The organism is Halobacteriovorax sp. XZX-3 (genome assembly GCF_043196495.1).
Lineage (GTDB): Bacteria > Bdellovibrionota > Bacteriovoracia > Bacteriovoracales > Bacteriovoracaceae > Halobacteriovorax_A.
The window spans coordinates 936887-963210 of record NZ_JBEBMO010000002.1 but is presented as its reverse complement, the minus strand read 5'-3'; the positions used below and the strand labels follow the sequence as shown (position 1 = coordinate 963210).

Here is a 26324-nt window from a genome sequence, read left to right as displayed (position 1 = left end):
TAGAATGTTAATATTCATTCACAATGTTAAGAGAGAAGCTTTTATCGTCAAATCTTTGTCAATTCCTAGATTTAGCGTCATGCTTTAGCGTATAATACCGCTAAGGTATGAAATTAATTAAGATATTTTAAGGAAAAAATAATGTACAAAATCCTACTGGCCCTGGCCATCACCCTCTTTGCCTACGCCGATAAAAAAGATTACTCAGACCTAGTGAAGGCCCAGGTAACAACGTTTGCTAAGAACAACAATAAGTACTTGGCCATTAACTTGAGAAATAAAGATGGTTGGCATACGTACTGGCAAAACCCAGGGGATTCAGGTTTAGCGACAGAAGTTGAGTTTAAACAAGATGGCGATAAAATTGTACTGGATCTAGTGGAATGGCCAATACCACATAAGTTTATTGAGAAGGGTGATATTCAGACATTCGGTCACAAAGATGATTACTCGTATTTCTACTACCTAGGAAATTCATTTGATAATGCGAAGAATTTTGAAGTTCATTTAAAATACTTAATTTGTCATGACATTTGTATTCCACAGGAAAAGATAATTAAGGGTGACTTTGATGGTGGTGTTTTCAAATCTAAAGATAATCAAATCCAAGTAGCAAATTCTGAAATTGAAAAAAGATTTAATAACCTTCCTACTCTTAGAGAAACTCCAACATACCTAAATCTTCAATTAACAAAGTATGAAGGCGGACTTGCTCTTGTCTATAATATTACTGGTGAAAACCAAAAGCTTACGGCGGGACAAAATGTCCTGACACCTTATACAACGAGTCCAATCAGTTTTAAAAGAGAAGCACTCTATAAAGACACAAAAGGAAATCACTACGGACTCTACCAGCTAGATTGGGATGGAGAATACTTAGAGCCAGAATACCCTCTTCCGACAGATGGGCGTTTTGTTGAACCACTTGCATTTAAGTTTGTTTTTAATGACCCAGTTATCGGTGAAACATATCGAGTTGATTTTGACATTAATTCATTTGGAACAAATGAAGAGTCATTTAAAACATTCTACGCGAGACTAACAAAAGTTGATAATAATAGGCTTGTTCAAGATAAGAATATTGTAAGCAATGAGGAAGGCTCTTCTTCCCTACCTTACTTTCTTTTTATGGCCTTTATTGGTGGATTAATTCTAAATATCATGCCATGTGTTCTACCTGTTATCTCTCTTAAGCTATTTGGGCTAATTAAGCATTCGAATGAGAGTCGTTCAAAAGTATTAAAACATAATATGTTCTACTCACTAGGTGTCCTTGCTACATTTGCGGCACTTGCCTTTACTATTGTTGGCCTTAAAGCATCTGGTGAACAAATTGGTTGGGGTTTTCAGCTTCAATCACCAATGTTTGTAGCGATCATGGTCTTTGTCATCTTCACGATGGCGCTAAACCTCTTTGGTCTCTTTGAATTTAAAACTCCTGGTGGAACAAAACTTGGAAATGTTGAAGTTAGAAATACCTTCTACGGTGACTTTATTAGTGGTGTTTTAGCGACAGTACTTTCAACTCCATGCTCGGCTCCATTTCTTGGAACAGCTCTTACTTTTGCATTTTCAGAATCAAGTACAAATATTGTCATGATCTTTCTAGCAATTGGACTTGGTTTAAGTGCACCTTTTATTCTAACAGGAATTTTCCCTGCACTAATTCGCTTCCTTCCTAAGCCAGGTATGTGGATGGATCACGTGAAGAAACTTTTAGGATTAACTTTAATTCTAACAGTTGTCTGGTTACTTGATGTCTACTCAGCACTCGTGGGTTCACCTGTTGCGATGATGTATATCAATTCGGCCCTTGTCTTCACATTCTTCCTTTTCTATATGAGAAAGAATATGACAAAGAAAGCTCTAGCAACCTTAATCATTGTTCTTCCAGTCTTCTACTTAGGCTATTCTGCAATAACAACTCCACTTAATACTGGTGGTAACGGTAACTCTCTTATCGAAGACAAAAAAAGAGAAGGCCTTAACTGGACTAAATGGACACAAGAAGAAATGAATAAGCGCATTGATGAGAAGAAGCTTACATTTATTGATTTCACTGCTCGCTGGTGTATCACTTGTAAGGTAAATGAAAAGCTTGTTATCAATACTGACTCATTCAAAGATATGGTTGCTGAAAATAAGATCGATCTACTTCTTGGAGACTGGACTCGTAAAGATGAGGCCATCGGAAAATGGCTAGAGTCTCAGGGAATGGTTGGTGTTCCTGCTTACTTTGTGATCAATGAGAATGGTGAGTTAATTAAGCTAGGTGAAACAATCACTCTTGGAAAAGTTAAAAAAGCTCTTGGAGTAAACTAACCAAGAAGCTTTGCAATTGCTCCTGGCGCAGTATTAGCTTGCGCTAGGAATGCTGTTGCAGACTCCATCTTAATCGAATCGAGGGCCTTTGCTGCCGTCGCTTTTGCAATATCTGTATCTTCTATTTTTGATCTAGCCGCTTCAGAGTTTTCATAATTATGCTGAAGATTAGCACTAGTACTTTCTACTCTTTTCATCGTTGAACCAACCTTGGCCCTAGAATGTGAGATCTTATCAATTAAAGCATCTGCAGCTCCCATTGCAGACCTCGCCCCTTCTTTTGTCAGAACGTTTTGATTAAGAAGCTTACGATTTGAAGTCATTACATCACTGATATTGTACTTGATACGATCATTCTTCTCTGAGTTACGAATACCAATTTGCATTTCAAGATCACGGCCACCATTTAAAAGTTTTGTGCCATTATATTCAGCATTTTCTTGAATACGTATTATTTCACGTGCAAGCTGCTTGAATTCACGGTTTGTATTGGCGCGATCACTATCGTTATAAGTATCAGTTGCCATTTGGATAGAGAGCTCTTTTAAGCGAATTGCAATATCTTGCATACTCCCCATTGTTGCATCAGCAACCTCGAGCATTGAAAAACTATCGTTTGAGTTTCGTTGGGCCTGAAGATTAGAGCGATTCTGTGCTGACATCTTTAGGGATATAGCTGCGCCGGCCGGATCAATTGCGGCCTGATATATGCGCTTTGCACCTGCTAGTTTGCGAACCTCACTCGTCTGGTGATCGTTCACTTCACCTAGCATTCTTTGCGCCAGCTGTGATGTGACATTAGTCCCTACTCTCATCCCTGAAGACTACCCTTTAAATTTTCGGCCCTTTCCACCATGAAAGGGTCTACTACTTAAAATTTATCGGAAAAAAATGCCCAAAGTTTATACGTGTAAGTAAAAAACTTTGGGCACTTGTCTAGTTAGAATTGAGAGCCGTAAGCCGACTGTTTTGGTATCTTATTTTAATTAGCTAGCAATCTTCTGATCGCGATACCAGCTTTTAAAAGCAACTAAGACACCAGCAGCTGCTTGATAAACATTATCTCCTTTGGCTTTTTTGTGGAACTGATGTTTGTGACCGTTCACATTGGCCGAGAATACATATTCTGGACCTTTCTTATCGGCCACGAACTGAATATGACCCACATTTCTAAAGTCGTTTGAAATTCCTTTCAACTTTTTAGCTACGTAATCCTCAAAAGCTGGTGAGTGATCAACGTTGTGAAAGCTTAATTCATAGTTCATAGGACCTCCAATTTTTTCCTGTGTTCCTCTATGAATATATAATATCAGGCCAGCACAATTAATTATCTGAGCTATGTTAGATTTTTGTAAATTTCTCTAAAAGTAATAAATTGTTTGATTTGAGCATATCTGATCAAAATATTTTAGTGTTCTCATGGCCCCATTTTTATAATAAAATTAAAATGTTTTATAATAAAGGAGACGCAATGCGCTTATATGAATACATCCAACAGGGTGGCTTAATTATGTATATTCTACTATTTATCAATGTAGTAGGATGGGCAATCATGTTATCAAAAGCTTATTTTCTTTCAGTTGAAATGAAAATGACTTCTCAAACTTCAAGCGATATTCAAAAGAGGATAAAAGATAATGGTGAGCACATGGACACCTCATCAACTATTGAAATTGCAAAGCAGTACCTTGCTGGCCACATCATGAATGTTGAAAAGGGTCTAAACACTGTAAAAATTATTGCAACGATCTCACCTCTTCTAGGTCTTCTTGGTACAGTAGTTGGTGTTCTTACGGCCTTCCACGTAATGTCAGAAACAGGTCTTTCAAATCCGGCTTCATTTGCACAAGGGATTTCAATGGCACTGATCACGACAGTTGGTGGAATGATCGTAGCGATTCCACACTTTGTTGGTCACAACTACCTACTTGGTTCAGTTGATAAACTAGAGACAAAACTAGAAAAAGAAATCATGGAAAAAGTTCTATGAGTTCACGCACAAAAAGAACAAGACAAGAAGCAAATGCTGACATCACTCCATTGATTGATGTTGTCTTTTTACTTTTGATCTTCTTCATGACTTCAACTGTATTTAAGAAGTCTGAGCTTGCGCTACTTTTAAATCTTCCAAAGACAGAGTCTGGTGAAAAGGCTTCTGCAGATTCTAAAGTTTTAACAATTGAATTATCAAAAGAAGAAGTTGCAATTGCTGGTAAGAAATACACTATTGATGAATTAGATACTGAGTTAGCATCTATTCAAGATAAGAATAAACCAATTGATCTAAGAGTTGATCAAGAAGTTCAGTACTCGAGGCTAGTGCGTATTTTAGATGTGTTAAAGAAATACAGCCTAACTAACCTCTCACTAATCACTGAAAAGTAATTACATACTCGAATACAAATCAATTAAATTCTGGGCCGTCTTACGACGATGAAATTTTTCAACGAAGTTACGGCCCGCTTCTACCATCTCAAAGGCAAGATCAGGATTCGTAAGTACGTTGACAATTTGCTCACTCATTTCGTGTTTATTACTTGGATCAATATAAATCGTATTAGGGCCACCCGCTTCAGGAAATACGGATCCCTTAGAAGTAATCACAGGTGTCTTCGAAAATAACGCCTCAATAATTGGAATACCAAATCCTTCAAAGAATGATGGAAAAACAAATAAATCACTTCGTTGGTAAAAAGCTGGAAGGTCATCATTAGTCACATTTGAAAGAATCATGATACGATCTTCAAGTCCTTTAGAGTGAATATAACTTTCAACCTCTTTCTTGAAACTTCCACCATTTCCGATAATAACAAGCTTATGATTAATCGACTTCTTAATATCTGCATAGGCCTTAACAAGAGTTAGAACGTTCTTATTAGGCTCAATTGCACCAACATAAAGAATAAACTTCTCGTTCACACCATAGCGTTCAACTGTAGAAACCTGTTTCTCAATAGGAATTGGAGAATAGAAACGAGGATTACAAGTTTGATATACAACCTTGATCTTATTTGGTTCACAGCCAAGATAATGAATTAAATCACTCTTCGTTTGCTCACATATTGCTAAAACAACATCTGCAACTTCTGTCGCGTACTTTATTTTTCTAAGATAGACTTGTCGATCGATCCATTTGAAGTTTTCAGGAAAACGTAAGAATAAGAGATCGTGAATTGTTACAACTGACTTGATTCCCGTCTTCTCAATACCGTGAGGTAGTTCATGAGATAAACCATGAAAAATATCAATCTCTAGCCTCTTTGCTTCATCTGCAACTTTAAAAGAACGCCATGCTGCTGGAAATTTTTTAGACCAAAAGTCAGAAGGTTTAACTACATTCAAATTATCATATTGATCTAGCCAGTGAATGGCCCTTGGGTCATCAAATTCTGGTGTAAAAAGATAATATGAGTTCTGTGAGTGATAGCGACTTAAACTTGCAATGAGGTCTCTAGAGTAATTCCCTAGACCTCTGAAGTTATGAAATGCTCTCTTTGCATCAAATCCAATTTTCATTTGATTAGTATAAGGGAAAGGCCACTATTTGCCTATCCCTCACTTGGAACTTTTATCACTTGTCCTGCATATAAAGCAGAACCTGAAATATCATTTACTTTCTTGATTGTTCCAATCGATGTATTAAACTTACGTGCAATGGCAGTTAAGTTATCACCACGACGTACGCGGTATTTCTTATATGCAACACTTGATGGAACTCTTGTTGTAGAAACCTTTAGTCTCTGTCCAATGAAGATTCTGTTTCCTTTAAGATTATTCAATGTCTTAATATTTGAAACTGTTACACCGTACTTACGTGCAATATCAATTAAGTTATCACCTCTAGCAACTTTATGAGTAACGATATCGCCTTTAGTCTGATACTTAAGTCTTTGTCCAACAAGAATCTTAGAACCTCTAATTCCATTAATTCGCTTTAGATCAGTTACTCTAACACCTAGACGATTTGCAATAATTGAAAGGTTATCTCCACGTCTTACTTTATAAAATCCAGAAGATTTTTTATCAGAAGAGTTGGAAGCAATATTGATATACTTACGTGTTTCATACTCTGCTAATGAATCATAATCAGTAAACTCACTTGAAGGTAGGAAGATGCTTTGAGTATGTCTTCTTTGTACCTTTACCCACTTTCTTTTTAAATCTGGATTTAAAACTTTAAGTGTTTTTAAATCAACACCCTGAGCGCGTGCTAATTTGTACAGATCAAACGAACCTTTTACGTTGAGTTGTTTTACTTTCTCAAAAGGACTATCTTTTGATTCTGTAATCTTCATTCCGTATTTACCTGGATTATTATAGATCTCACGTACCGCAGCGACCTTTGGCACGTAATAGATTGTTTCTGTAGGAATTAACTTACGTGAAACAAGTTTCATATAATCACGTGTCTTACCTTTTCTAATCGCTCTAATGATACCGTACTCACCTTTATTATAGGCAACAAGAGCAAGCTCCCATGAACCAAAGATATTATAAAGATCTTTAAAATACTGAGCAGCTGCTTCAGTTGATTTAATGATATGAGTTCTCTCATCAACGTAGCTATCAACTCTTAACTTATATCTAATACCTGTTGCCTTAATGAACTGCCAAGGACCTACTGCAGCGGCCTTTGATTTGATAAAAGTATTGTAACCAGACTCGATTAAGCCTACAAAAAATAAATCTTCCGGTATACCGTGTGAGCGCATAATCTTTTCGATTACATTACGATAGCGTGCACCATTATTAACATATCTAAGAAATAAATCTCTTTCTTTTTCTGTAAAATACTTAACCCAAAAATCGAAATGTTTCTGGTGATAGTGAAGTTCAAGTTTATCCATATTGTTGATGGTGTAAGCCTTTACACTACCTACATCTTTAGATTTATACTTTACGACTTCCTTTACAATTACTTTTGGATTTTGTGCCGGTGTTTCACTAACATATGTTGGCTGAACGTTTGCACATGATACAAGAATAAATAAAGGTAATAAGATATTGATTTTTTTCATTGGGCTCCCAAAAAGCTTCAATACAGGTTTTTCTGTAATTTTACCAATTTACATATCTTACTATTTTAAATGAACACCACAATTTTTCGAGGGGGGGAATTTAATTCATATTAGACAAAATCACTTTTCCTTTTTCCCAAATAACATGAGGCCCTGAATCGTCTTTCAATTTTGTAAAACCATCAAAATCAAAATAATCAAAACCATAAGCAATATTGAAAAGTGACGCAATTCCCACTGTTGATTCAACCATGCAGCCAAGCATTGTCTTAAGTCCTAGCTTCTTTGCTTGTTGAAGTTGTGAGAAAGTCTTCATCAGGCCATTTGCCTTTGAAGTTTTAAGAACAACGCCATGACAAAGGTCTTTAAAAGGATCAAGAAATCGATGATCTTCAATGCCTTCATCAAGAAAAACATCGATTGGTGACTTTTCTTTTAATTCTTTATAAAGGTCGAACTCATTTCGATAAAGCGGTTGTTCGATAAAAAGTACATTCTCATCTTCTATCATAGCTAAATGCTCAAGTAATAATTCGAGATTACTCCCATATGACTCGTTAGCATCTAAAACGAATACACGCTTTGATTCATTTATAAGTTGTACCTGAACAGGAAATGTTTCATGTGTAATCTTTAATTTGATAACCCCATTAGTATCGGCATCATCAAGCAGCTTTCTTCCTTCATCTATTGTTTCAAAAACTGGAAATGAGTCTAATGAGTCTACGCTTTTAACTGTATTAGTACCTAAAATTTTCCATGGACTAAGTTCTGTGGCCTTCACAAGATAATCTAAGAAAGCTGTTTCCACCCCTAGTCTTAGACGAGGAATATAAAAATCATATTGGTCTAGATATTGTGTTAACTCATTATATTGAACAATACCTGCATTTTCATAATCTGATGCAAAACGCTCAAGTTCTTGTTTTAAATCTTCGACGCAGATATTCTCTTTTGAACCATAGCTAATTTCCCCAACTCCCTTGTATTCACCATTTTTAAGAGTCACGTAGATAATCTCTTTGGCCAAAACCTCGGCCCCTGAAATCTTCCATGGTTTATTTAAGTTAACTAGTCGTGTATCTATTGCCCATTCCATATTATGCCTTAAAGCGTTAAAATAATTATTAAAAAGACTAAAATATGTTACCAAAAATAATTTCAAATATCACACTAGCATTTATTGCCATCGTTTTGGCCTACATGCTTGCGCCTCTGTTTAAAGAGTTCTTTGATGGAATCTTTAATCCTCATAAGAAATCAAACAAGTCTCATTCAAAAGAAGAGTTTGATGAGATGGTTCGAAGAAAGATTGAAAGAATGTCTGCTACAGGTAATTCAAACTCAACTCAAGCAACGGGGACCAAAACAACGAAAGGATCTCAAAGAACCTTTCTCTCTTATTTTGAAGAAAAGAAAATGTTTGCAAGTGATGAAGATTTAAATTTCTTTATAGGCCTTCAGTCGTCTCTTCAGTGGGGAGATTTTAAAGAAGGTGAAGAGATATTAAATCTATTACGCAAAGATTTTAAATTTGATAAAGAAGAGCTATCTCCTCTAATAAATTCTTTTATAAAAAGTTTCTTTTGTAAGGAAGAGCTATTGAAAGTAGCAAAGCTAAACAAATCAAGTCTTTCAAAAGAATCCTTTCTGTCAGCTGCAACAACGGCATTTTTCTTTCAAAACATAGAAAGAATTGAACACAAGCGCTTTAATAAACTAACACTTAAGCTACTTATAGCTTTATCCACAATAAAAAGTGATAGAGTAGCAATTCTTGAAGGCTTTATAAGAAGCGAAGAAATATCCTTACCAATTAAGAAAGACTCTTTATTTACTTCGCTGACAAAGAAGATGAACTCTTCATATGATGAGATTTTTGCACTTTTTCCAATTGATGAAAATAAATTAAGTGATGAATTTAGTTCACTAAAAGAAGAAAGTGACCGAAAAAAGAAATATAAGAAATTAGTGCAAACCTATCATCCAGATAAGTGGCAGGCAGAATTAAAATCAAAGATCATTGATGATCGTTTAAATGAAAACTTTAATAAGATTCAAAATATTTATAATAAAAATAAGTAATTGATATAGAGAGAAGTAAAAGATGCAAAAGAGAAAAGAACAAATTATCAATAATATTGAATGTGAGCTAATTAAGATTGTAAGCGAAACAAATGGTATCTCTTTAAATGATACCCTAGAGCTACTTGTGCACTCACCTAGTATTCGCGACAATCAATTATTAGAGAAGCCAGTTCTTGAATTTATGAAGCTACTCTCATCTTTTCAAATTGATGAAGTTGATATTGAAACTCTTCTCAATCACCCTGTATCAGATGCAGTTTTTAACTTTTTTCAAAAATTTCCAATTCCATACTACGAAGAACATATCCACCTAACAGGATCTTTAAATGCAGAATTTATCTATCCACGTTTAAAGAAACTTCTAAGTGGTAAGAATAAAAAAGTTTACGAAAAGAGAATTGCAGAAGTTTATGGAGATGATGCTCTCCCAATTAATAGTATAGAAGATGTCGATAACCTTATTCGACTTAAAGAAGGCGAACAATTTGCAACTTACCTTCGAATACTCTTTTTAGCAAAGCTTATCCTTACATCTAAAAAGGCCCATCAAGATGCTGCCTATCATATGGCAAAAGAATTGTACGAAAATTATAACGTCGGAAGTATTCGTCTAAAGTTTACATTATCTCGTGCTTCAAATATGGATGCAGAACAAATCCCTGGTATCGGAGAAGTTACTGAAGAAGATGTTGTTCTAGGACTTTATGAAGGTTTCAAGAAATTTCAAAAAGAAGTACCAAGTTTCAAATTTATTCTATCTCCGTCTTTTAGAAAAGAATTGAACTTCTTTGATGACATTAACTTTGAGACTAAGAAAGAACACTTTGAGCATCAAGTGGATGCCCTACTAGATATCTTGGAAAAGTATCCGTACTTAAAAGAGAACCTAGTAGAAGTTGACACAGTTGGAGATGAGAAGGCCCTTTATCGTAAGGCGCACTTTAAAGAGCTTAAAAGTGGACTACGTAAGCTTCAGTACCGTGGATTAAAGATTCGCTCTCACCATGGAGAGACTTGGTTGACTTTAAAAAAAGGAATTCAATCTGTCGATAATGCTATGAATATTTGGCATATTGATACACTTGAACATGGGCTAAGCCTTGGAATTAATCCTAACTATTACTACCACCGTCTCTTTCAAAGAATAGTTGAAGCAAATGCAAAACATCAACCGATTGATAAGAAATCAACAGAAGGACATGAGCTCGAAGAGATGGAGTGGGAATCTTATTCTATTGGAGTAAAAAAGAAACTCTTTAAAGGTGAGCCACTTGAAGCAGATGAAGTGACTTTACTATTAAAGACTAAATTTCATAATGCACGTGAAGTTGAACACTATCAACACGATATTCTAAACCGTATTATTCAAAAGAGTGTTTCACTTGTTGCGCTTCCATCATCAAACCTTAAGCTCACAGGAGTTTTCCCAGACTTTAAAGACCATCCATTTTCATGGTGGGAAAAGAAAGGCGTTAAGCTTGGGGTTGGAACAGATAATTACATTACCCTTTCGACAAATTTCATTCGAGAGATGCTGATTCTACTCTACTCAGACCCAAAGAACCTTAAGATCACAAAGCTTCTAATGCTTACAACTAAGGAGTCGAGAAGGCCTTATATTAGTAATCTTCTATGGGAAATGCGAAAGAAATACGCGAAGTAAGATATTAATATTACATAATACTAAACTTTTTTGCGCGGTCTTCCGACAAGTCTCTATCTATCTATGATTTATAGAAGCTATACGATGAAGGACGTAGTTAATGACATTTGAGTACTCTCATTTCAAGTCACTAATCAATGTCGCTATTGACAACAATGCGAGTGACATACATATAAGGGCAGACGAAACCCCTTGCTTTAGAATAAGTGGTGACATGGTCGCCGTTAAATCAAACAAATTACTAACCCAAGAAAGCATCTACGATATCCTTCGCCTACTCGTTGGAGATAAGGAACAGCAAGAGCTCGAGGCAATCAAGGATCTCGATGGCTCTTTTGACTTTGAAGATAAGTGTCGTCTAAGATTTAATTACTTTAAATTCAACAATAAGAATGGCCTTGTTTTTCGTGTCATTAAAAAAGAAATTCCAAGCTATAAGGCCTTAGGCTTAAGTGATTCACTAAAACAAATTATCCGAGCTAAACGTGGACTAATTCTTGTTACAGGAGCGACAGGCTCTGGTAAGTCGACGACTCTTGCAAGTATGATCAACTATATTAATGAGCGTCGTGCAAAACATATTATTACAATCGAAGATCCAATTGAATATATCCATGAACAAAAAAAATCGCGCGTCACCCAAAGAGAAATTGGAGTGGATACCGATAATTTTGAAGATGCTCTAAAATATGCTCTAAGACAGGACCCAGATATTATCTTACTTGGAGAGCTTAGAGATCAAAAATCAATTGAAATTGCTCTAAAGGCATCTGAAACTGGTCATTTGGTACTAGCAACGATTCATACGACAGATGCGATATCGACAATTAGTCGAATCATTTCAATGTTTCCAGGTGAAGAACAGGCCGATGCACGAAAACGTTTGGCCGACTCCCTTTATGCCACAATCTCACAACGAATGATACGTTCAAAAAAATCTGCTAATGGTGTACGAGTTGCCCAAGAAATTATGGTCACTGGCCCAGGTGTTAAAGAATGTATTCGTGGAGATGAGCCTCTTGATCGCATCATTCCAATTATTGAAAATGGTGGAACAAATTCAGCAGACATCCCTTGCCAGAGTTTTGATCAGGCAATCCTTAATCTTCTTGAAGGTAATTATATTAGTGAGGAAGATGCTGCTAAGGAAGTGCGAAGCGCAAGTGACTTCATGAGAAAACTGATGCTGACAAAGTAGTAATCTAGAACGCTACCTCAAGAATAGAAAAGGCCCTGGTGGGGGCCAGGGCCAATCCGTCTAACGCGAATTAGACTAACTTGATGTGAGGATAGTAAGAAAAGACTTACATGGTATTTATTATTCGCCATTTTTCCCTTTTTATTAAGAGGAAGAAATTTCAGCAAATAAAAAGTAAAAGGCCAAGTACTTATGACTTGGCCTTTGTTAATTTTAAATATAAAAAAAATCTAAAACTTTTACTCTTTTTTACCTTAAAAAATTATTTTTGATGTGAAAGAATCTCTTTTACGACTTTATCAACCAGCTTTTTTGCATCATCACATTGAGTCTTCCAATGTGCATGATCTAAACTAGGATCGTGATTCATTAACAACTCTCCTAAGGCCTTAGTGCTATCATTAAATTTTCTAAGTAGCTCAACTGATAATTGCTCATCATCCATTTCCTCAAGAACTGCCATCACATGATCAATATCTGAATTATCAATTAATTTATTAAAATCCATTTCTTATCCTTATTATTTCTTTGCTTCTTGAGCAATCATATCACGCATAATATAGATTGCTTCCTCAAGCCCTGCATCCTTACGTAGAGATGATACCCATTCTTCCTTACGTTGTTTAAAGTCTTCTTTCCACTGCTTTTCATCACCTTCTTTTACAGTCTCATGTGACTTTAGTGATTCTTCGAAGTGAGTAACAACTAAATCTTTATTTTCTAGATCTAGTTTTAGACTTTCTAGCTTCTTCTTATTTGCCTCTTCTTCTTTCATCCAAGAGTCAATATTAAGCTTAAGCTCAGTCTCTTTACGTCTCTTCTTAAGGTAAGCAACGCTCTCTTCAATCTTTTGCATGCGCTCATCTTTTTGAACACGTTTTTGAGATTCACTAATAAGCTTTTTCATATCATAAGACATACCTGCCCACTTCTGATATTTCTTTGGCTTAATTTCATCCCACTTAAGTGAGTAAGTTAAATCCTTTTCACGGTTTTCAGCATATGACATTGGATCTGGAATTACAATATCAGGTGTTACACCTTTATACTGTGTTGATACTCCATTTATTCTGTAGAATTTTTGGATCGTAAGTTTTAATGCTCCAAACTCTTCACCAATCATTTTATTTAGACCTTGATCAAGGCTATAGACAACCTGAACAGTCCCTTTACCGTGAGTAACTGCACCACCAACAATTACAGCTCTCTTATAGTCTTGCATTGCTGCCGCTAGAATCTCTGATGCAGAAGCTGAATAACGGTTAACCATAACAATTAGTGGGCCACCATATTCAATACTTGGATCTTCATCTGCAAGAGTTTCAACTTGATTCATATAGTTTCTAGTTTGAACAATTGGCCCTTCCTTAATAAATAGACCTGACATAAGTTGTGCATCAGTCAGGGCCCCACCACCGTTATTTCTAAGGTCAAGGATGACACCATTAACTTTTTGTTTCTTTAATCTTTTTAGTTCAGCTCTTACATCATCAGTACAATTAATTGTTCCATTAAATTCACGGTAGAATTTCGGAACATTAATATATCCAAACTTACCTTTCACACCTTTAAGTTCAAGAACTGAAGACTTAGCAAAAGAGGCCCCCATCTTAACAACATCTCTTGTGATACCAATTGACTTACGTGAGCCATCGGCCTTCTTAACATGAAGCTTAACAACTGTTCCTTTCTTACCACGAATGTATCTAACGGCATCATCAACTCTCATCCCAACAAGATCAACCGGCTCCTTCTCTGAGTCACCTTCACTTACAGCAAGAATTAAATCATCAACTTCAAGTTCCTTTTGTCTCCATGCAGCTCCACCTGGAACGATTTCAACAACTTTGATATAACCTTCATCTTCAGATAAGACAGCACCGATACCTTCAAGTTGCCCTGACATATCGATATCAAAATCTTCTTTTCTCTTTGGAGCAAGGTACGCTGTGTGCGGATCAAATACAGCACCAACAGAGTTATAGAAAAGCTCCATATAGTCATCTCTTGTGTCTTTTAAAAGTCTTTCGAAATAAAGGCGATATTTCTTGTCGATAGCTTCGTGGGCCTTAGCTACGATTTCTTTTTCAGTTAGAATTTTTTCAGACTCAAGCTTCTTCTTTCCATTCTTTTTATTCTTAGCAGTCTTTTTAGCATTCTTCTTAGGATTCTTGAGGTCTTCTTGGTCTTCTTTAATCGAGATATAACGGGCCATTACTGATTGCTTGTAAGTAAGGCGCCAGTTCTTTTCAAACTCACTCTTATCTTTTGCAAAATGTCTCTTTTCGGGGTCTAGCTCAACAACTTCATTTCCATGAAAGTTAAACTTACCTTTAAACATTTTCTTTCTTAAAGCATCTGCTTCTTCAATTCTTTGCTTTTTAATTTTCATGGCATCAAGAACAAGCTTGTAGTTTCCTGATCTCATCTCATCATCCATTAAAGACTCATACTTCTTAAGTTCTTTAACATCCGAATCATATAGAAATTGCTTTGAGTAATCGACTTTTTGAACAAATTCTTTGAAAGCATTTTTAGAAAGATCATCATTAACTTTTAATTTTTTATAATGAAGTTTTTCGAGAACATCGATTAATAAGTTCCCTAAAACTTGATCTTTATTAATACTAAATAAACCATTTTCCGCTCTTAAAACAAATGGCGTTGATAAAAGAATGAGACCTAAAAATAGTCCCAACGACTTTCGAAATTTCTTGTGCATTGAAGCTCCAATTCTAATAATATTAGGTAGTTCCTAAATTATATTTTAAAGCCTCTTCAGTATTAATCAAAGATTAATTATTCAGGAAGAAATTACTTGCAATGCACAATAAAATCTCATTCCGCTCATTTTTTTTCAAAGTTACCTTGAATATCATACTGATATACTTCAGCATTATTAACGCATTCTTTAATTAACTCTGATAAATCATGCTCTTCGCAAAACTCCATAAAGTACTTTATTTCTGCCTTAATTACTGGATGTTTCGGTGCAAACATTGAACAAGCGTCATCATGTGGAATAATAGATGTTTCAAATGTATCAATCTTTTTGGCCTCTGTAATGATGTCCAGCTTATTCATCCCAATAAGTGGCCTCATCACAAGCATCGGACAAGAACGATCAAGTACACTCATATTCTGAAGAGTCTGACTTGAAACTTGTGAAAGGGCATCTCCCATAATTAGGGCACTCGCCTTTGCTCTTCTTGCAAGATACGCAGAAGTATCCATCATATATTTTCTAAAAAATAATGTTCTGTAATCTTCCTTACAATTTTTTGCAATATAGTTTTGAATATCTCCATAAGGAAGAACATATAATTTAAAGCTATCCTGAAACTTAGAAAGAATTTTTCCAAGCTCTAAAATCTTCTCTTTTACTTCCTCTCCAACATATGGATAGGCATAAAAGAAAGCAAAAGATTGTCTCACGCCTCTTCTTGCCATTAAATAACTAGCAACAGGTGAATCAATCCCACCAGATAAAAGAGTAATAGCATGTCCGCTTGTCCCAACAGGTAGACCACCAATACATGGAATTTTTTCCCAAGATAGATAGATCTCTTCATTCATGACTTTTACATCAACCATGAGATCAGGATTTTTTACATCAACTTTAAGTTCCGTATTTTTTAAGATTGCAGTTGCAATATAGCGGTTAATTTCATCACTATTTTTTGGAAATTGTTTAAGAGCTCTTTTTGTTTGAACTTTAAAAGTCTTAATATTTGATAATTGACTTAATTCTTTTACGGCAAGATCACAAACATAATCAAGATCTAATGGACACGCTCGCATCGGAGTAACAGAGCTTAGGCCAGCAACAGAAGTTAATCTATGGATTAGCTCTTCACTAAACTCTTCTTCACTTTCGGCCACTAGTCGCTGTTGATTATTTTTTAGCTTCCAAGATGTGTGATGATACTTACTAAATATTCGACTTAGATTTGTCTGAAGTTTCTTATAGTAGCTCTTTCTGTTCTTACCCTTAAGCCATAATTCATCAACTGTTAAAATTAAACTTTTATACATCTTTATTATTCCTATTTAATTAAAAAACCAATTTCTTCAATAACTTCGCCAAAACCTTTTAAAAGGCCTTCCACCTCTTCTTGTATTGTTGACTTACCAATCGATATCCTAAGAATATTTTTATGAAACTTCTCTTCAATCCCAAGTCCTGCAAAGAGAGGGTTTAATCCCTTAATCTTTGATGAACAAGCTGTAGATGAAGAGATCATGATTCCCTTGGTTTCAAGGTGTCTCATGATGATATCACTAGCAATTCCCTCAAAGAGAACACATAAAATAAATGGTGAAGTATTTCGATCCTCAAATGGATAACTTATATTTTTATGTAGAGCACTTAGCCCTTTTTTAATTACTTCTTTAAGAACTTCTGCTTTTTCAAATGAACTCTCTAAATCCTTAAAGGCCAATTCACATGCTCTCTCAAGAGCTACAACAAGAGAAGTAGGAGGTGTCGATGCTCTTAGGCCTTTTTCATGTGCACCACCTCTTAGGTAGCGTTTAAGAAATTGAACCTTACTTTCTTTAAAAATAAGACCGCCAATTCCTCTTGGACCTCCCATTTTATGAGCACCAAAAGTGACATAATCAATTTCAGAGTCTTTGAGTGTGAAAGGAACTTTACCAAAGCCTTGTGTCGCATCCACATGAACGAGACACTTTCTATTCTTGGCCTTCACAGCTTGCGCTATTTTTTCAACTTCAAAGTATTGTCCAGATTGTGAGTTAACAAGGCTGATACATACAAGTTGTGTTTCACTTGTTACGCCATCGACAATTTCATCAATGCTTTTATAACCTTGTCCATTATCAATGACTTTAGTGACAGAAGGATGATCTCCACTTAAAAAAATAATCCCCTCCTCAATCGAGCGAATCACCTGATTATTTGCTTCAGTTGCAGAAGAAGTGAAGATTAGGCCATAGTTTTTGGCCTGAATAAGTTTTAAGATATTACTTCTAGCATCCTCAATTTTCTTAGCACATTCCTTTCCTGCTAAATGCTTAGCAGCAGGATTTGGATAGTCCAGTTCGAAGCTTTGCGATAAAACTTCAATAACTTCAGGATAGAGCTTAGTTGAGGCAGCGTGATCAAAATAGTACATAATTTGCCTTATACCATGTTTTAAACAGTAAGTACCTTAAATAACGATATTTTTAGACACTGTCCATATAGTAAACACTCCAAGTTACTGAAAGCTCGTATAAAACTGCCCTATTTCTTGGCACTTTTCTTGCTCTATAAAATACATATGAAACTAAGATACTTTATCTTTATATTAATCGGAGTCTACTGGCTTTCAAATACGGTTCATGCAGTTGGACCTAAGGCCAATGACTACCTCTTTCGCTCTCAAGTGAAAATTGAAGAGTTTAATAACTTTTCAAAGAAAGGACTGGGCCATCTTGCGGCCAGAAGTCTTAACGAATCAAAAGATTATCTAGAAAGATTAGCACAGATTAAGCACGAACTCTCCCAAGAACAATTAAATCTCTTAAATGAACTACACGAAGAAGTGACTCAAAAAGAAAAAATTGAAGCCGAAACAATCAGCACTTGTGATTATCGAAATATTGAGCACTATAAAGAGATTGAAAAGCTAAAAGAGCTAAAAGTGAATGGTAGTATTCTCACATTCAGATCTCATAAGAATCTCTACTTATTAAAGGCCAAAGAAGTCCAAAAATGCCAACAATTCAGTACTTGGATGGAAAACTTTAACGAAATCTCTGTATAATGTTCATACTAACGCGATACATGGTGAAATTAGTGAATTCATTCAATATGATTTCTTCATGAAAACAAGAAAGATGAAATCAGTAATCCTAGTATTAATGTTAAACCTCTTAGCTTCGGCAACACTAGCTTTTACTAAAGATAGTGGGAAGACGATTCTAATTTCAGATATCGACGACACAATTAAAGTTGGCCATATCAGATCAAAAGTCGATGCCGTTTCAAACGCCTACCGCACAAATAATATTTTCCTTGGCATGGCCGACCTTTATCACATCATAAAGAATCGCCTTGATGCAGATGTTTTTTATCTAACAAATGCGCCAGAGGAAGTGATGGCATGGTCGCACAATGAACTCCTTAAAAACGGAAACTTCCCAGAGGGAAGCTTGGAAATTAGACCTTTTAAAGTATCGAGCAAGGTATTTAAAGCGCAAAGACTTCAAGAGCTAATCGCTGAGAATAGACCTGATACAGTTATCCTAGTTGGTGATAACGGAGAACACGATAACTCTTTCTATAATGGTATCAAACAGACTTATCCAGGAATTAAGTTTCATACTTTTATACGTGCTGCCTACAACTTTGATGAATCAAATGAACTATACAAAGGTCAAGCAAGTTTTGTTACACCATTTGAAATCGCAGATACTCTTTATCAGAGAAAAGTTTTAGAAAGATCTGATTCGAAAGAGCTCTTAGATAAGCATCTTCAAAATTATATGGAAGAGTACCTTTTAAGAGATAAAGGACAACTTTATACTCCTCACTGGCAAAGATGTTATGGACACGAAGTAAATAGCGGATCAAGCCTATTTTCAACACTACCTAAAGAACTGACAAAGAAGATCTCAATTCTTTGTCGAAATTACGATAACTAGTATAAGAGTTTAGATATCAATCCAGCACAATCTACTTGTGCTGGATACTTTCTCTTATGGCATTTCGGTCAACTCGAGAAAAATGCCTTGAATCAACAGGAACTCGGCCAAATTCAACAAGCGCTTCACCAAGATTCCAATCATTTAAGATTTCACTAATATGTTCTTTTATCTTAACTTCACCCTCAACGAGACACAATATCGTATCATTGACTTGAACGAGAGCTGCTCTTTGAACACCATCAATACGGGCCAATTCATTCTCATAGTGAAATGTTGGAACGAGCTTGCCATTAACCTTTAAACAATCTTTGAGCCGCCCAAGAAGATAAATCTGTCCCCCACTCACATATCCGACATCACCAGTGAGGTGCCAAAGTCTTCCCTGTTCATCCCATCTCTTAGTCGTTTTATTGGCAGGATGATTATCAATATACTCTTTAATAACATGAGGTCCACTTAGACAGATTTCTCCCCAAACGACTCCTTCCTGAAAATCAAAACCATTAGCGACCTTATCAATCTTAGTATCTAAAACTTCAATGATATGCCCCAACTTAAGTCCAACTTTCTTATTTGAAATATACTCTTCAATTGGAACAAAACTAATGGGCTCAACTTCAGTAGAGCCATAGATAATATGAATCTCAACCAACGAACAGGCCCTATCGAATTGTTCCTTCACAAAACTTGCATGCTTTGTCGATATTTCAGCACCACCAATGATAATACTTCTTAACGATGGAATTTTGATATCATTTGATGCAAGGTAATCAGCAAGTCTTTTGATAATCATTGGATTAGCACTAAATCGTGTGACACCATATTGGTTCATTTGCGCAATAACCCTTGATGCATCAAACTCAGCTAATTTACGATAGTCGATATCTGGGAAAATTGTGGTGATTCCAAGGCCCAAGTTTTGTAGAACAAGAGTTGGGAAAAATGGCATATCAACTTCATCTTCTTTATGTAGCCAAAAATATTCTGAGACAATCTTTTGTGATAAAAAGATATCAAGACTTCGATTTGCGGCCTTAGGTCTTCCAGTGGAGCCAGTTGTAAAAGAAATAAGTGTCTGAGCATCTTGCTCAATTGGTGTTTGCGAGAAATTAAGATTATCTTGCGCTCTAATACTTGTTAAAGTTTTAGTAAAAAGACAATTTTGATCAAACGTAAAGCGCTTCATTTTCCACAGAGCAGGAATTAAAGGCGTCCATTTTAAAAGCTCTTTAACTGAGATGATCCCTTGAGCATTTGCATCTTCAATGGCCTGCTTAAGTTTATCCTTTGGCATAGTAGAATCAATTGAGACGACAACTGATCCCATATAGAACAATGCCACCATTATCTGATAAAGCTCCAGTCGCAATGGAATGAGTACGATAACTCGATCCCCTTTCTTTATTCCAGCATCAGATAATGTCTTTATCCATGCCCCAACCTGAGACATAAACTCGCCATAGTTCTGATCTTTATTTTGATAGATCAAGCATCGCTTTTCTAAATTATTTCGAAAGTGAGAATCCAGGTAGTGACATCCATTTATCGGTATACCTTCGTAACCCAGTTCTTGCCTTATATCTTCAATTTTTTTCATATGATAATATTAAATGAAAATAATATAATTTGTAATGTTAGGTAGTAAATGTATCTATTAAGTAAATTTGATTCTCTTCTTACAACAAAAACACAAGTTGGTGGTAAGGCCTATAACCTTGCTAAGCTTGAAAAGTGTCGTGTTAATACACCAGATTGGTTTTGTATCACTAGTGATTACTTTCAAACATTAGTTGACCAAAATGAGGTATTAAAGCAACTCATTGTAAGCTACACACAACTTCAATTTATTGATGATTTAAAAGAACTAATCGCAAAAATTCATGCTGAAATTGATAAGTGTGAAATTTCCATTATTGATGAAGTTATGGAGAGAATTAATCCTAATATTCACTATGCTATTAGAAGCTCAGCTGCTGATGAGGATGGTAGTCACTTCTCTTTCGCTGGACAATTAGAGTCTTTTCTCTATGTTCAAGGAAAAGATAAAATAGAAGATGCCATTAGAAATTGTTTTAAAAGCAACTTCTCTCTAACGGCCCTTACATATCGCTTTAAAAATCAAATCCATCAATCGACACCTAAAATGGCCGTCATCATTCAAGAAATGATTGATCCTGAGAAGTCAGGTGTTCTCTTTACGGCCAATCCAATTAATGGATACAGAGACGAGATGCTTATTTCAGCAAACTACGGTCAAGGAGAAGGTGTTGTAAGTGGTGAATGCAATACTGATGAATACACAATCAATGACCTTGGTATCATTAGAGATGAAATTAGAGAAAAAGACTTTAAGATAATTGCTGACTACGAAAACAAAACAACAAAGAAAGTTGAAGTTACAGGAAATGATATCAATTCAAGTGTCTTAACTCACGCAGAAATCATTGAGTTAAATAAGCTTGCCCTAAATATTCTTGCATTAAAGAAGAAGCCTCAAGATATAGAATTTTGTTTTCAAAATGGAAATATCTATATTGTCCAGACACGAGATATCACATCTCTTCCAATGGATAAGCGTGAAGACTTCGCCAATGTTTTTGATAACTCAAATATCCAAGAGTCATTCAATGGAGTTACAACGCCCCTAACTTTCTCTTATGCCTCAAAGATGTACTACAAGGTCTATCATCAACTACTAGGCTTAACTGGGCTAAGTGAAGAAGAGTTAAAAAAGCACGAAAAAAGACATAAGAATATGATCGCTCTTATTGAAGGTCGAGTATTCTACAATATTCAATCTTGGTATAAGGGGCTCCTTTTGCTTCCGTCCTTTAAACAATCTAAAGGAGATATGGAGAAAATGATGGGGATTACAGACCCTGTCGACTTTATTGAAGATAAAGACCTACCTTTATGTGAGAGATTAAGAATGTTACCAGGTCTGATAAAAACCTTTGGTAGTCTTCTTTGGTATTTCTCAAAAATAGATAAAGTTGTTGCCGACTTTATGTCTGATTTTTATAAAGTTTATAATGACATTGATTTCACCAAACTCAATAGACTTAATCTTACTCAACTCTATGATCTAACTGAAGAGCTCGATCAGAAAATCACGAGTAAATGGCACGCTCCACTTATAAATGACTTCTACGTTATGATGATGAATGGAAAGATGTATCGCTGGATGGATAAGCTTGGTGTTGAAAATGCAGATATCACTCTTGGAAATTTATTATCAGGAGAACATGATATTGCCAGTACTCAACCGACTAAAGAACTTTTAAAAATAAGTGATGAAATTAAGAAATGCGATCAAAATCTTAAGGATCAATTCCTAAAACTAGAAAATTCAAAAGTTATGGACTTCTTCTACATCAACAATAAGGCCATTTTTGATTTATGCCAAGATTATATCGAAAACTATGGTGATCGCACAATTGGTGAGCTTAAGCTTGAAAGCTTATCACTGAGAGAAAGCCCAGACTTTCTCATCAATATTCTAAAAAATTACGTGATTAAAGAAAGCCTAAGTTATGAAAGCTTCATTGCAAATGAGCTTGAACTTAGAGAGTCTGAAGAAGAAAAAATTGAGCCAATAGTTAAGAAAAAGCTTTCAATTTTTGGAAGAAAACGTTTTTATAAAGATCTGGCAAAACTTAGAAAGGCCATTCGTTATCGTGAAAACACAAGACTTCTTAGAACAAAATCTTTTGGTATCTCACGTCAAATTTACCGTGAAATGGGAAATCAATTAGCAAACTTCAATCTAATCAGTACACCAGATGATATTTTCTTTTTAACTCTTAGTGAAATTGAAGAACTAAAAGATGGGCGTATTGTTCAGACAAATCTAAAAGAACTAATAAGCTTAAGAAAGTCTGAGTACGATTCATATGAAGATGAGGAACCTGGTCATCACTTTAAGACATTTGGCTTCGTTCACGCAGGAAATAAATTTATCTATGAAGGCAATACAAATCTTGATCATGATGGTGCATTAAAAGGTATAGGATGTTACCCAGGTCACATCACAGGAGAGGTTGCCCTACTCTTTAAGCCGGATGATGGAATTGATGTTAATGACAAGATTCTATGTACAGTAAGAACTGATCCAGGATGGGCACCATTATTTCCGTCAATCAAAGGACTACTTGTAGAAAAGGGATCGACACTTTCTCACTCAGCAGTTATTGCTAGAGAACTTAAGATTCCTACAATCGTCGGAGTTCCAGGAATTACAAAAATTGTAGAAAATGGACAAGAGATTGAAATGGACTGTGAAAAAGGTCTAATCAACTTATTACAAGAAAACCAAGAATAACAAAGAATAACAAAGGCCTCATTAGAGGCCTTTTCTTTATGAAACTCTTTTATAAAATCTTATGTCGTAAACTCCGACCTTTTCTTTCTTTATAAGATCTTTAAATTCAGCTGTGATATCTTCAAAGCCTTCTAGTTCCGGCGTATGGACACGTAGATAATAACGGACACAAATAACTCCACCAATAGCAATTGATGGCCTTGCCTTCTTAATAAAATCCTTACCTAGTTTATCATCAAAGTAACTAGGAACATCTGAGTAAGAAAAGTAATCAAATTGATACTTACCACTTTCAAGCTCCGCAACCACATCACCAATATGATAATTAACTTGCGTTGTCTCTATGCACTCTTTAAGCTTAGAATAATTTCGACAACGAAGGGGTGTATTTGTCAAAGTAACTTCACCAAAAAAGCACAGGCTTAAGAAAAAGTTATCTTTAATCAGATTGTTTTTAAATAAACGAGCAAATCGGTTTCGATAAAATTTCACATAACTTTCTGGGATATTCTTTCTAATGAAGTCACCTCGATACAAGAGAGAGTTCATTAAGGCCTTGTTTCCTACAATTGATAAAACAACTGTCCACTTAACCTTAAAGCTTACTGTATCCATTATATTTAATTGCTCTTGAATTGTTTTACAATTTCTAAGGGCCTCAATAATACGATGTCCTAAAATTTTACGACAAAGCTTTGAAAAGGTAATAAATGTTTTTTCCCATGATCCGGCAAGTGCCGCAATTTCATTGGCCTCAAAATAATCATTAAGTCCAACATTAGCACCAACTGTTTTTAAAATCGCGGAATCATCATGGTATGCTCTTAAATAATCCACTTCTTCAAGTGCAAGAATCGCCTTCTCATACGCTCTTGCCCATTCAATCTGAAGGCCCGATACATCAAAGAGGTCTAACTTTGAGTCAGTATTTGTAATAAGGTATAACCCTCTTGGTCCTGCACCACAAATAGAGCCAATTTTTTTAGGAGAAAGTTTTTCACAAACTTTTGACTCCATCGCAATATCTTCATTTGCTAGTGAGTAATTTAATTTGTCAGTAAAATATTTTGCCATGTCACAATTATAGTTGTTTTCATTATATAATGGTACAAAGAAAATAAATTCAGATGAGGATGTATGAGCAAAGATATAAGTCATATTACAATAGAAGATTCATTTATTAAGAGATATTTAGCTTGGTCAAACGAGCGCTTCCCAATGGCCAATGTCATCTCCGGTCTAATAACTTTCTTTGTCATGAGTCGCCTTGCTCTATTCTTACAAGATAAAGCATTAGATTTTACACCATTAGATATCCTAGGGGCAGTTGCTGTAGTCGGACACTACTTTGTCTTAAGAGTATTTGATGAACATAAAGATTTCAAAGTTGACTGTATTAATCACCCAGAGCGTGCGCTCCAAAGAGGCCTCATTAAACTTTGGCACCTAGATATTATTGCTGCAGTTTTTACTATTATTGGATTAATTTATTCTGCTTTAATTTCAAATAATTATTTAACGCTTATTTGCTACGGCGCTGTTTATCTGTGGTCCATACTTATGGCCAAGGAGTTCTTTATTGGTACATGGCTAGAAAAGCGCTTAACGCTTTATTCAATTAGCCACATGCTCGTTTCTCCTCTTATTATTATTTGGATTATGTCGGCAAAATGGCAGGTTCCTACATTTGAATTCTATGTTTATCTTATTCTTGCCATGTCTTTTGCATCAGGTTTCTCATATGAATTTACAAGAAAGACTCGTGGCCCTGAAGAAGAGACTGAAACACTTGATTCATATACAAAGATTTATGGCACAGGTGGAAGCGTTCTCATTATCACATTAATGAATATGATAACTCTTGGATGTTTTCTTTATCTCATCCCACTAATGCCGAATCTACGATCAATTTTAGCAGCAATGGGTATCGCAGGTTTTGCAGCTGCTCAATCGACACTTTTTAAATATTTAAAAAAACCAAGTCTTGAAGGACGTAAGAAGAATGAAAAGTCATTCGGACTCTTCGCTCTCCTACTTTATATCGCTCTTATTGTAGGTGTTTATGCAAATTAATTTAGACCGACTTACCCAAGAGCAAAAACAAGAGTTCCTTCTTTTTAAAGATAACGAAGCAATCTCAAGTATTGAACAATTTGTTGATGGCGATGCTTCAGCAATTTTCTTTCTTATTGATAAGCAAGCGTACTTTGGTTTTTGTAATGGGAAGCTATCACAAAGCTTTATTGAGGCCGCCAAAGATTATCGTCAAAAGTATGGAAGCGAAAAGATGGTTGGGCCATTAAATCTTTCTACATATAATAGCTACCGCTTAAAACAGAATGAAGATCTACCTCATCACTTAATGGAGCCCCCTTACGACAAAGAGTTGTACGAATTATTGAAGTCTCATGGTGAGATCTTTGAGAGTTATGTAACTTATGAAATTAATGATTTTGATAAGCTCTTAAAATGGTCTGAGCAATTTGATGAAATTGATGATTCACCAATGACTGAAAATTATGACCTAAAAGTAATTGATGGACAATTTTGGCTTGATAACCTTGAACGATTTTACCAAAGTGCTGATCAAGTTTTTGGAGAGAATATCGCCTACTCACCAATTTCATTTGAAACATTCAAACTTAAGTATGGCCAACAAGCGGCTGGCCTTATTTGTCCTCATACCTCACGTGCTCTAATTTCAAAAGCAGACAATTCAATTATTGGGATCATCCTAAATTTTGTGGATCCCACAGCAACAAAAATAAAGAGGCTCTTAATTAAGACTATGGGAGTCCATCCAGATCATCGTTACATGGGGCTAAGCTTCATTTACCTACTTAAGGAAATTATCCCCCAAGTAAGATCTCATTATGAGCAAGCTTATCTATGCTTGATGCGAGACGGGAACCTTCCCTCACTATTTGCGAAAGATATTTCGCAGAAAACTCGCTACTATCAACTTTTCGCCCTCTAACTCATTGATTTTACTGATGCAAAACTGCCGTCTACTGTGTAGACGGCCATAGTACAATTTTCAATCAAACGTTCTCGTTCATC

22 protein-coding genes are annotated in these 26324 nt (G+C 35.5%); 11 read left to right on the top strand and 11 right to left on the bottom strand.

Annotation, left to right across the window (positions count from 1 at the left end; genetic code table 11):
• Nucleotides 1–141: 141 nt before the first annotated feature.
• On the top strand, nt 142–2322 hold the full coding sequence (locus tag ABMA70_RS15205; protein ID WP_392992376.1) for a cytochrome c biogenesis protein CcdA: 2181 nt from the start codon (nt 142–144) through the stop codon (nt 2320–2322).
• Here the strand turns inward: ABMA70_RS15205 and ABMA70_RS15200 are convergent.
• On the bottom strand, nt 2319–3137 hold the full coding sequence (locus ABMA70_RS15200; RefSeq protein WP_392992378.1) for a flagellin: 819 nt from the start codon (nt 3135–3137) through the stop codon (nt 2319–2321). The genes ABMA70_RS15205 and ABMA70_RS15200 overlap by 4 nt on opposite strands.
• Nucleotides 3138–3308: 171 nt before the next feature.
• Nucleotides 3309–3587, bottom strand: coding sequence for an HPF/RaiA family ribosome-associated protein (locus tag ABMA70_RS15195; protein ID WP_103219160.1), 279 nt, complete (start codon nt 3585–3587; stop codon nt 3309–3311).
• A gap of 206 nt (nt 3588–3793) precedes the next feature.
• On the opposite strand from ABMA70_RS15195, the gene ABMA70_RS15190 reads away from it, so the two are divergent.
• Both ABMA70_RS15190 and ABMA70_RS15185 read left to right on the top strand, forming a co-directional pair.
• Nucleotides 3794–4312 carry a MotA/TolQ/ExbB proton channel family protein gene (locus tag ABMA70_RS15190; protein WP_103219159.1) on the top strand — a complete coding sequence of 173 codons (519 nt, stop codon included), beginning with the start codon at nt 3794–3796 and terminating at the stop codon, nt 4310–4312.
• Nucleotides 4309–4707 carry a biopolymer transporter ExbD gene (locus ABMA70_RS15185; RefSeq protein WP_103219158.1) on the top strand — a complete coding sequence of 133 codons (399 nt, stop codon included), beginning with the start codon at nt 4309–4311 and terminating at the stop codon, nt 4705–4707. Before ABMA70_RS15190 ends, ABMA70_RS15185 begins: the two co-directional genes overlap by 4 nt.
• On the opposite strand, the gene ABMA70_RS15180 is transcribed toward ABMA70_RS15185, so the two are convergent.
• The 3 genes from ABMA70_RS15180 to ABMA70_RS15170 all read right to left on the bottom strand — a co-directional run bounded on the left by ABMA70_RS15180 (nt 4708) and on the right by ABMA70_RS15170 (nt 8439).
• Nucleotides 4708–5838 carry a glycosyltransferase family 4 protein gene (locus ABMA70_RS15180; RefSeq protein WP_392992380.1) on the bottom strand — a complete coding sequence of 377 codons (1131 nt, stop codon included), beginning with the start codon at nt 5836–5838 and terminating at the stop codon, nt 4708–4710.
• 32 nt (nt 5839–5870) lie between these two features.
• Complete coding sequence (locus tag ABMA70_RS15175; protein WP_103219156.1) at nt 5871–7340, bottom strand: LysM peptidoglycan-binding domain-containing protein; 1470 nt, start codon at nt 7338–7340, stop codon at nt 5871–5873.
• A 100-nt stretch (nt 7341–7440) separates the two neighbouring features.
• Complete coding sequence (locus tag ABMA70_RS15170; protein ID WP_103219155.1) at nt 7441–8439, bottom strand: enolase C-terminal domain-like protein; 999 nt, start codon at nt 8437–8439, stop codon at nt 7441–7443.
• A 44-nt stretch (nt 8440–8483) separates the two neighbouring features.
• Here ABMA70_RS15170 and ABMA70_RS15165 point away from each other — a divergent pair, with 44 nt between their 5' ends.
• The 3 genes from ABMA70_RS15165 (at nt 8484) to ABMA70_RS15155 (ending at nt 12289) form a co-directional block, all read left to right on the top strand.
• Nucleotides 8484–9425: a hypothetical protein gene (locus tag ABMA70_RS15165; RefSeq protein WP_392992383.1), complete on the top strand. Its 942-nt coding sequence runs from the start codon at nt 8484–8486 to the stop codon at nt 9423–9425.
• 22 nt (nt 9426–9447) lie between these two features.
• Nucleotides 9448–11091: a hypothetical protein gene (locus ABMA70_RS15160; protein WP_392992384.1), complete on the top strand. Its 1644-nt coding sequence runs from the start codon at nt 9448–9450 to the stop codon at nt 11089–11091.
• A 100-nt stretch (nt 11092–11191) separates the two neighbouring features.
• Nucleotides 11192–12289: a type IV pilus twitching motility protein PilT gene (locus ABMA70_RS15155; protein ID WP_103219152.1), complete on the top strand. Its 1098-nt coding sequence runs from the start codon at nt 11192–11194 to the stop codon at nt 12287–12289.
• Nucleotides 12290–12551: 262 nt separating this feature from the next.
• On the opposite strand, the gene ABMA70_RS15150 is transcribed toward ABMA70_RS15155, so the two are convergent.
• The 4 genes from ABMA70_RS15150 to ABMA70_RS15135 form a co-directional block, all read right to left on the bottom strand.
• Nucleotides 12552–12797: a hypothetical protein gene (locus ABMA70_RS15150; protein WP_103219151.1), complete on the bottom strand. Its 246-nt coding sequence runs from the start codon at nt 12795–12797 to the stop codon at nt 12552–12554.
• Nucleotides 12798–12809: 12 nt separating this feature from the next.
• A complete protein-coding gene (locus ABMA70_RS15145) occupies nt 12810–15011 on the bottom strand; it encodes a carboxy terminal-processing peptidase (protein WP_103219150.1) in 2202 nt (733 codons plus the stop codon).
• A gap of 125 nt (nt 15012–15136) precedes the next feature.
• Complete coding sequence (thiI, locus tag ABMA70_RS15140) at nt 15137–16324, bottom strand: tRNA uracil 4-sulfurtransferase ThiI (protein ID WP_103219149.1); 1188 nt, start codon at nt 16322–16324, stop codon at nt 15137–15139.
• Between the two features lie 11 nt (nt 16325–16335).
• Nucleotides 16336–17427: a cysteine desulfurase family protein gene (locus ABMA70_RS15135; protein ID WP_392992387.1), complete on the bottom strand. Its 1092-nt coding sequence runs from the start codon at nt 17425–17427 to the stop codon at nt 16336–16338.
• A gap of 147 nt (nt 17428–17574) precedes the next feature.
• Between ABMA70_RS15135 and ABMA70_RS15130 the strand changes: the two genes are divergently transcribed.
• On the top strand, nt 17575–18060 hold the full coding sequence (locus tag ABMA70_RS15130; RefSeq protein ID WP_392992389.1) for a hypothetical protein: 486 nt from the start codon (nt 17575–17577) through the stop codon (nt 18058–18060).
• A 58-nt stretch (nt 18061–18118) separates the two neighbouring features.
• Nucleotides 18119–18940, top strand: coding sequence for a phosphatase domain-containing protein (locus ABMA70_RS15125; protein ID WP_103219146.1), 822 nt, complete (start codon nt 18119–18121; stop codon nt 18938–18940).
• 31 nt (nt 18941–18971) lie between these two features.
• Here the strand turns inward: ABMA70_RS15125 and ABMA70_RS15120 are convergent, their stop codons facing one another.
• Nucleotides 18972–20540: an AMP-binding protein gene (locus ABMA70_RS15120; RefSeq protein WP_392992391.1), complete on the bottom strand. Its 1569-nt coding sequence runs from the start codon at nt 20538–20540 to the stop codon at nt 18972–18974.
• Between the two features lie 48 nt (nt 20541–20588).
• Here ABMA70_RS15120 and ABMA70_RS15115 point away from each other — a divergent pair, with 48 nt between their 5' ends.
• Nucleotides 20589–23264 carry a PEP/pyruvate-binding domain-containing protein gene (locus tag ABMA70_RS15115; RefSeq protein WP_392992392.1) on the top strand — a complete coding sequence of 892 codons (2676 nt, stop codon included), beginning with the start codon at nt 20589–20591 and terminating at the stop codon, nt 23262–23264.
• A 36-nt stretch (nt 23265–23300) separates the two neighbouring features.
• On the opposite strand, the gene ABMA70_RS15110 is transcribed toward ABMA70_RS15115, so the two are convergent.
• The gene (locus ABMA70_RS15110) at nt 23301–24338 is read right to left on the bottom strand and encodes a DUF3419 family protein (protein WP_392992394.1); all 1038 of its coding nucleotides are present in this window, start codon (nt 24336–24338) and stop codon (nt 23301–23303) included.
• A gap of 63 nt (nt 24339–24401) precedes the next feature.
• Between ABMA70_RS15110 and ABMA70_RS15105 the strand changes: the two genes are divergently transcribed.
• Both ABMA70_RS15105 and ABMA70_RS15100 read left to right on the top strand, forming a co-directional pair.
• The gene (locus ABMA70_RS15105; protein WP_103219142.1) at nt 24402–25337 is read left to right on the top strand and encodes a hypothetical protein; all 936 of its coding nucleotides are present in this window, start codon (nt 24402–24404) and stop codon (nt 25335–25337) included.
• The gene (locus ABMA70_RS15100; protein WP_392992396.1) at nt 25327–26241 is read left to right on the top strand and encodes a hypothetical protein; all 915 of its coding nucleotides are present in this window, start codon (nt 25327–25329) and stop codon (nt 26239–26241) included. The genes ABMA70_RS15105 and ABMA70_RS15100 overlap by 11 nt, the downstream gene beginning before the upstream one ends.
• The last annotated feature ends 83 nt before the right edge of the window (nt 26242–26324 follow it).

Bases quoted from the DNA above. Each gene is read 5' to 3' on its own strand.
- ABMA70_RS15150 (WP_103219151.1), bottom strand. From the start codon at position 12,797: ATGGATTTTAATAAATTAATTGATAATTCAGATATTGATCATGTGATG.
- ABMA70_RS15125 (WP_103219146.1), top strand. From the start codon at position 18,119: ATGAAAACAAGAAAGATGAAATCAGTAATCCTAGTATTAATGTTAAAC.
- thiI (WP_103219149.1), bottom strand. From the start codon at position 16,324: ATGTATAAAAGTTTAATTTTAACAGTTGATGAATTATGGCTTAAGGGT.
- ABMA70_RS15110 (WP_392992394.1), bottom strand. From the start codon at position 24,338: ATGGCAAAATATTTTACTGACAAATTAAATTACTCACTAGCAAATGAA.
- ABMA70_RS15130 (WP_392992389.1), top strand. From the start codon at position 17,575: ATGAAACTAAGATACTTTATCTTTATATTAATCGGAGTCTACTGGCTT.
- ABMA70_RS15115 (WP_392992392.1), top strand. From the start codon at position 20,589: ATGTATCTATTAAGTAAATTTGATTCTCTTCTTACAACAAAAACACAA.
- ABMA70_RS15145 (WP_103219150.1), bottom strand. From the start codon at position 15,011: ATGCACAAGAAATTTCGAAAGTCGTTGGGACTATTTTTAGGTCTCATT.
- ABMA70_RS15165 (WP_392992383.1), top strand. From the start codon at position 8,484: ATGTTACCAAAAATAATTTCAAATATCACACTAGCATTTATTGCCATC.
- ABMA70_RS15120 (WP_392992391.1), bottom strand. From the start codon at position 20,540: ATGAAAAAAATTGAAGATATAAGGCAAGAACTGGGTTACGAAGGTATA.
- ABMA70_RS15200 (WP_392992378.1), bottom strand. From the start codon at position 3,137: ATGAGAGTAGGGACTAATGTCACATCACAGCTGGCGCAAAGAATGCTA.
- ABMA70_RS15100 (WP_392992396.1), top strand. From the start codon at position 25,327: ATGCAAATTAATTTAGACCGACTTACCCAAGAGCAAAAACAAGAGTTC.
- ABMA70_RS15170 (WP_103219155.1), bottom strand. From the start codon at position 8,439: ATGGAATGGGCAATAGATACACGACTAGTTAACTTAAATAAACCATGG.
- ABMA70_RS15180 (WP_392992380.1), bottom strand. From the start codon at position 5,838: ATGAAAATTGGATTTGATGCAAAGAGAGCATTTCATAACTTCAGAGGT.
- ABMA70_RS15190 (WP_103219159.1), top strand. From the start codon at position 3,794: ATGCGCTTATATGAATACATCCAACAGGGTGGCTTAATTATGTATATT.
- ABMA70_RS15135 (WP_392992387.1), bottom strand. From the start codon at position 17,427: ATGTACTATTTTGATCACGCTGCCTCAACTAAGCTCTATCCTGAAGTT.
- ABMA70_RS15160 (WP_392992384.1), top strand. From the start codon at position 9,448: ATGCAAAAGAGAAAAGAACAAATTATCAATAATATTGAATGTGAGCTA.
- ABMA70_RS15105 (WP_103219142.1), top strand. From the start codon at position 24,402: ATGAGCAAAGATATAAGTCATATTACAATAGAAGATTCATTTATTAAG.
- ABMA70_RS15205 (WP_392992376.1), top strand. From the start codon at position 142: ATGTACAAAATCCTACTGGCCCTGGCCATCACCCTCTTTGCCTACGCC.
- ABMA70_RS15195 (WP_103219160.1), bottom strand. From the start codon at position 3,587: ATGAACTATGAATTAAGCTTTCACAACGTTGATCACTCACCAGCTTTT.
- ABMA70_RS15155 (WP_103219152.1), top strand. From the start codon at position 11,192: ATGACATTTGAGTACTCTCATTTCAAGTCACTAATCAATGTCGCTATT.
- ABMA70_RS15185 (WP_103219158.1), top strand. From the start codon at position 4,309: ATGAGTTCACGCACAAAAAGAACAAGACAAGAAGCAAATGCTGACATC.
- ABMA70_RS15175 (WP_103219156.1), bottom strand. From the start codon at position 7,340: ATGAAAAAAATCAATATCTTATTACCTTTATTTATTCTTGTATCATGT.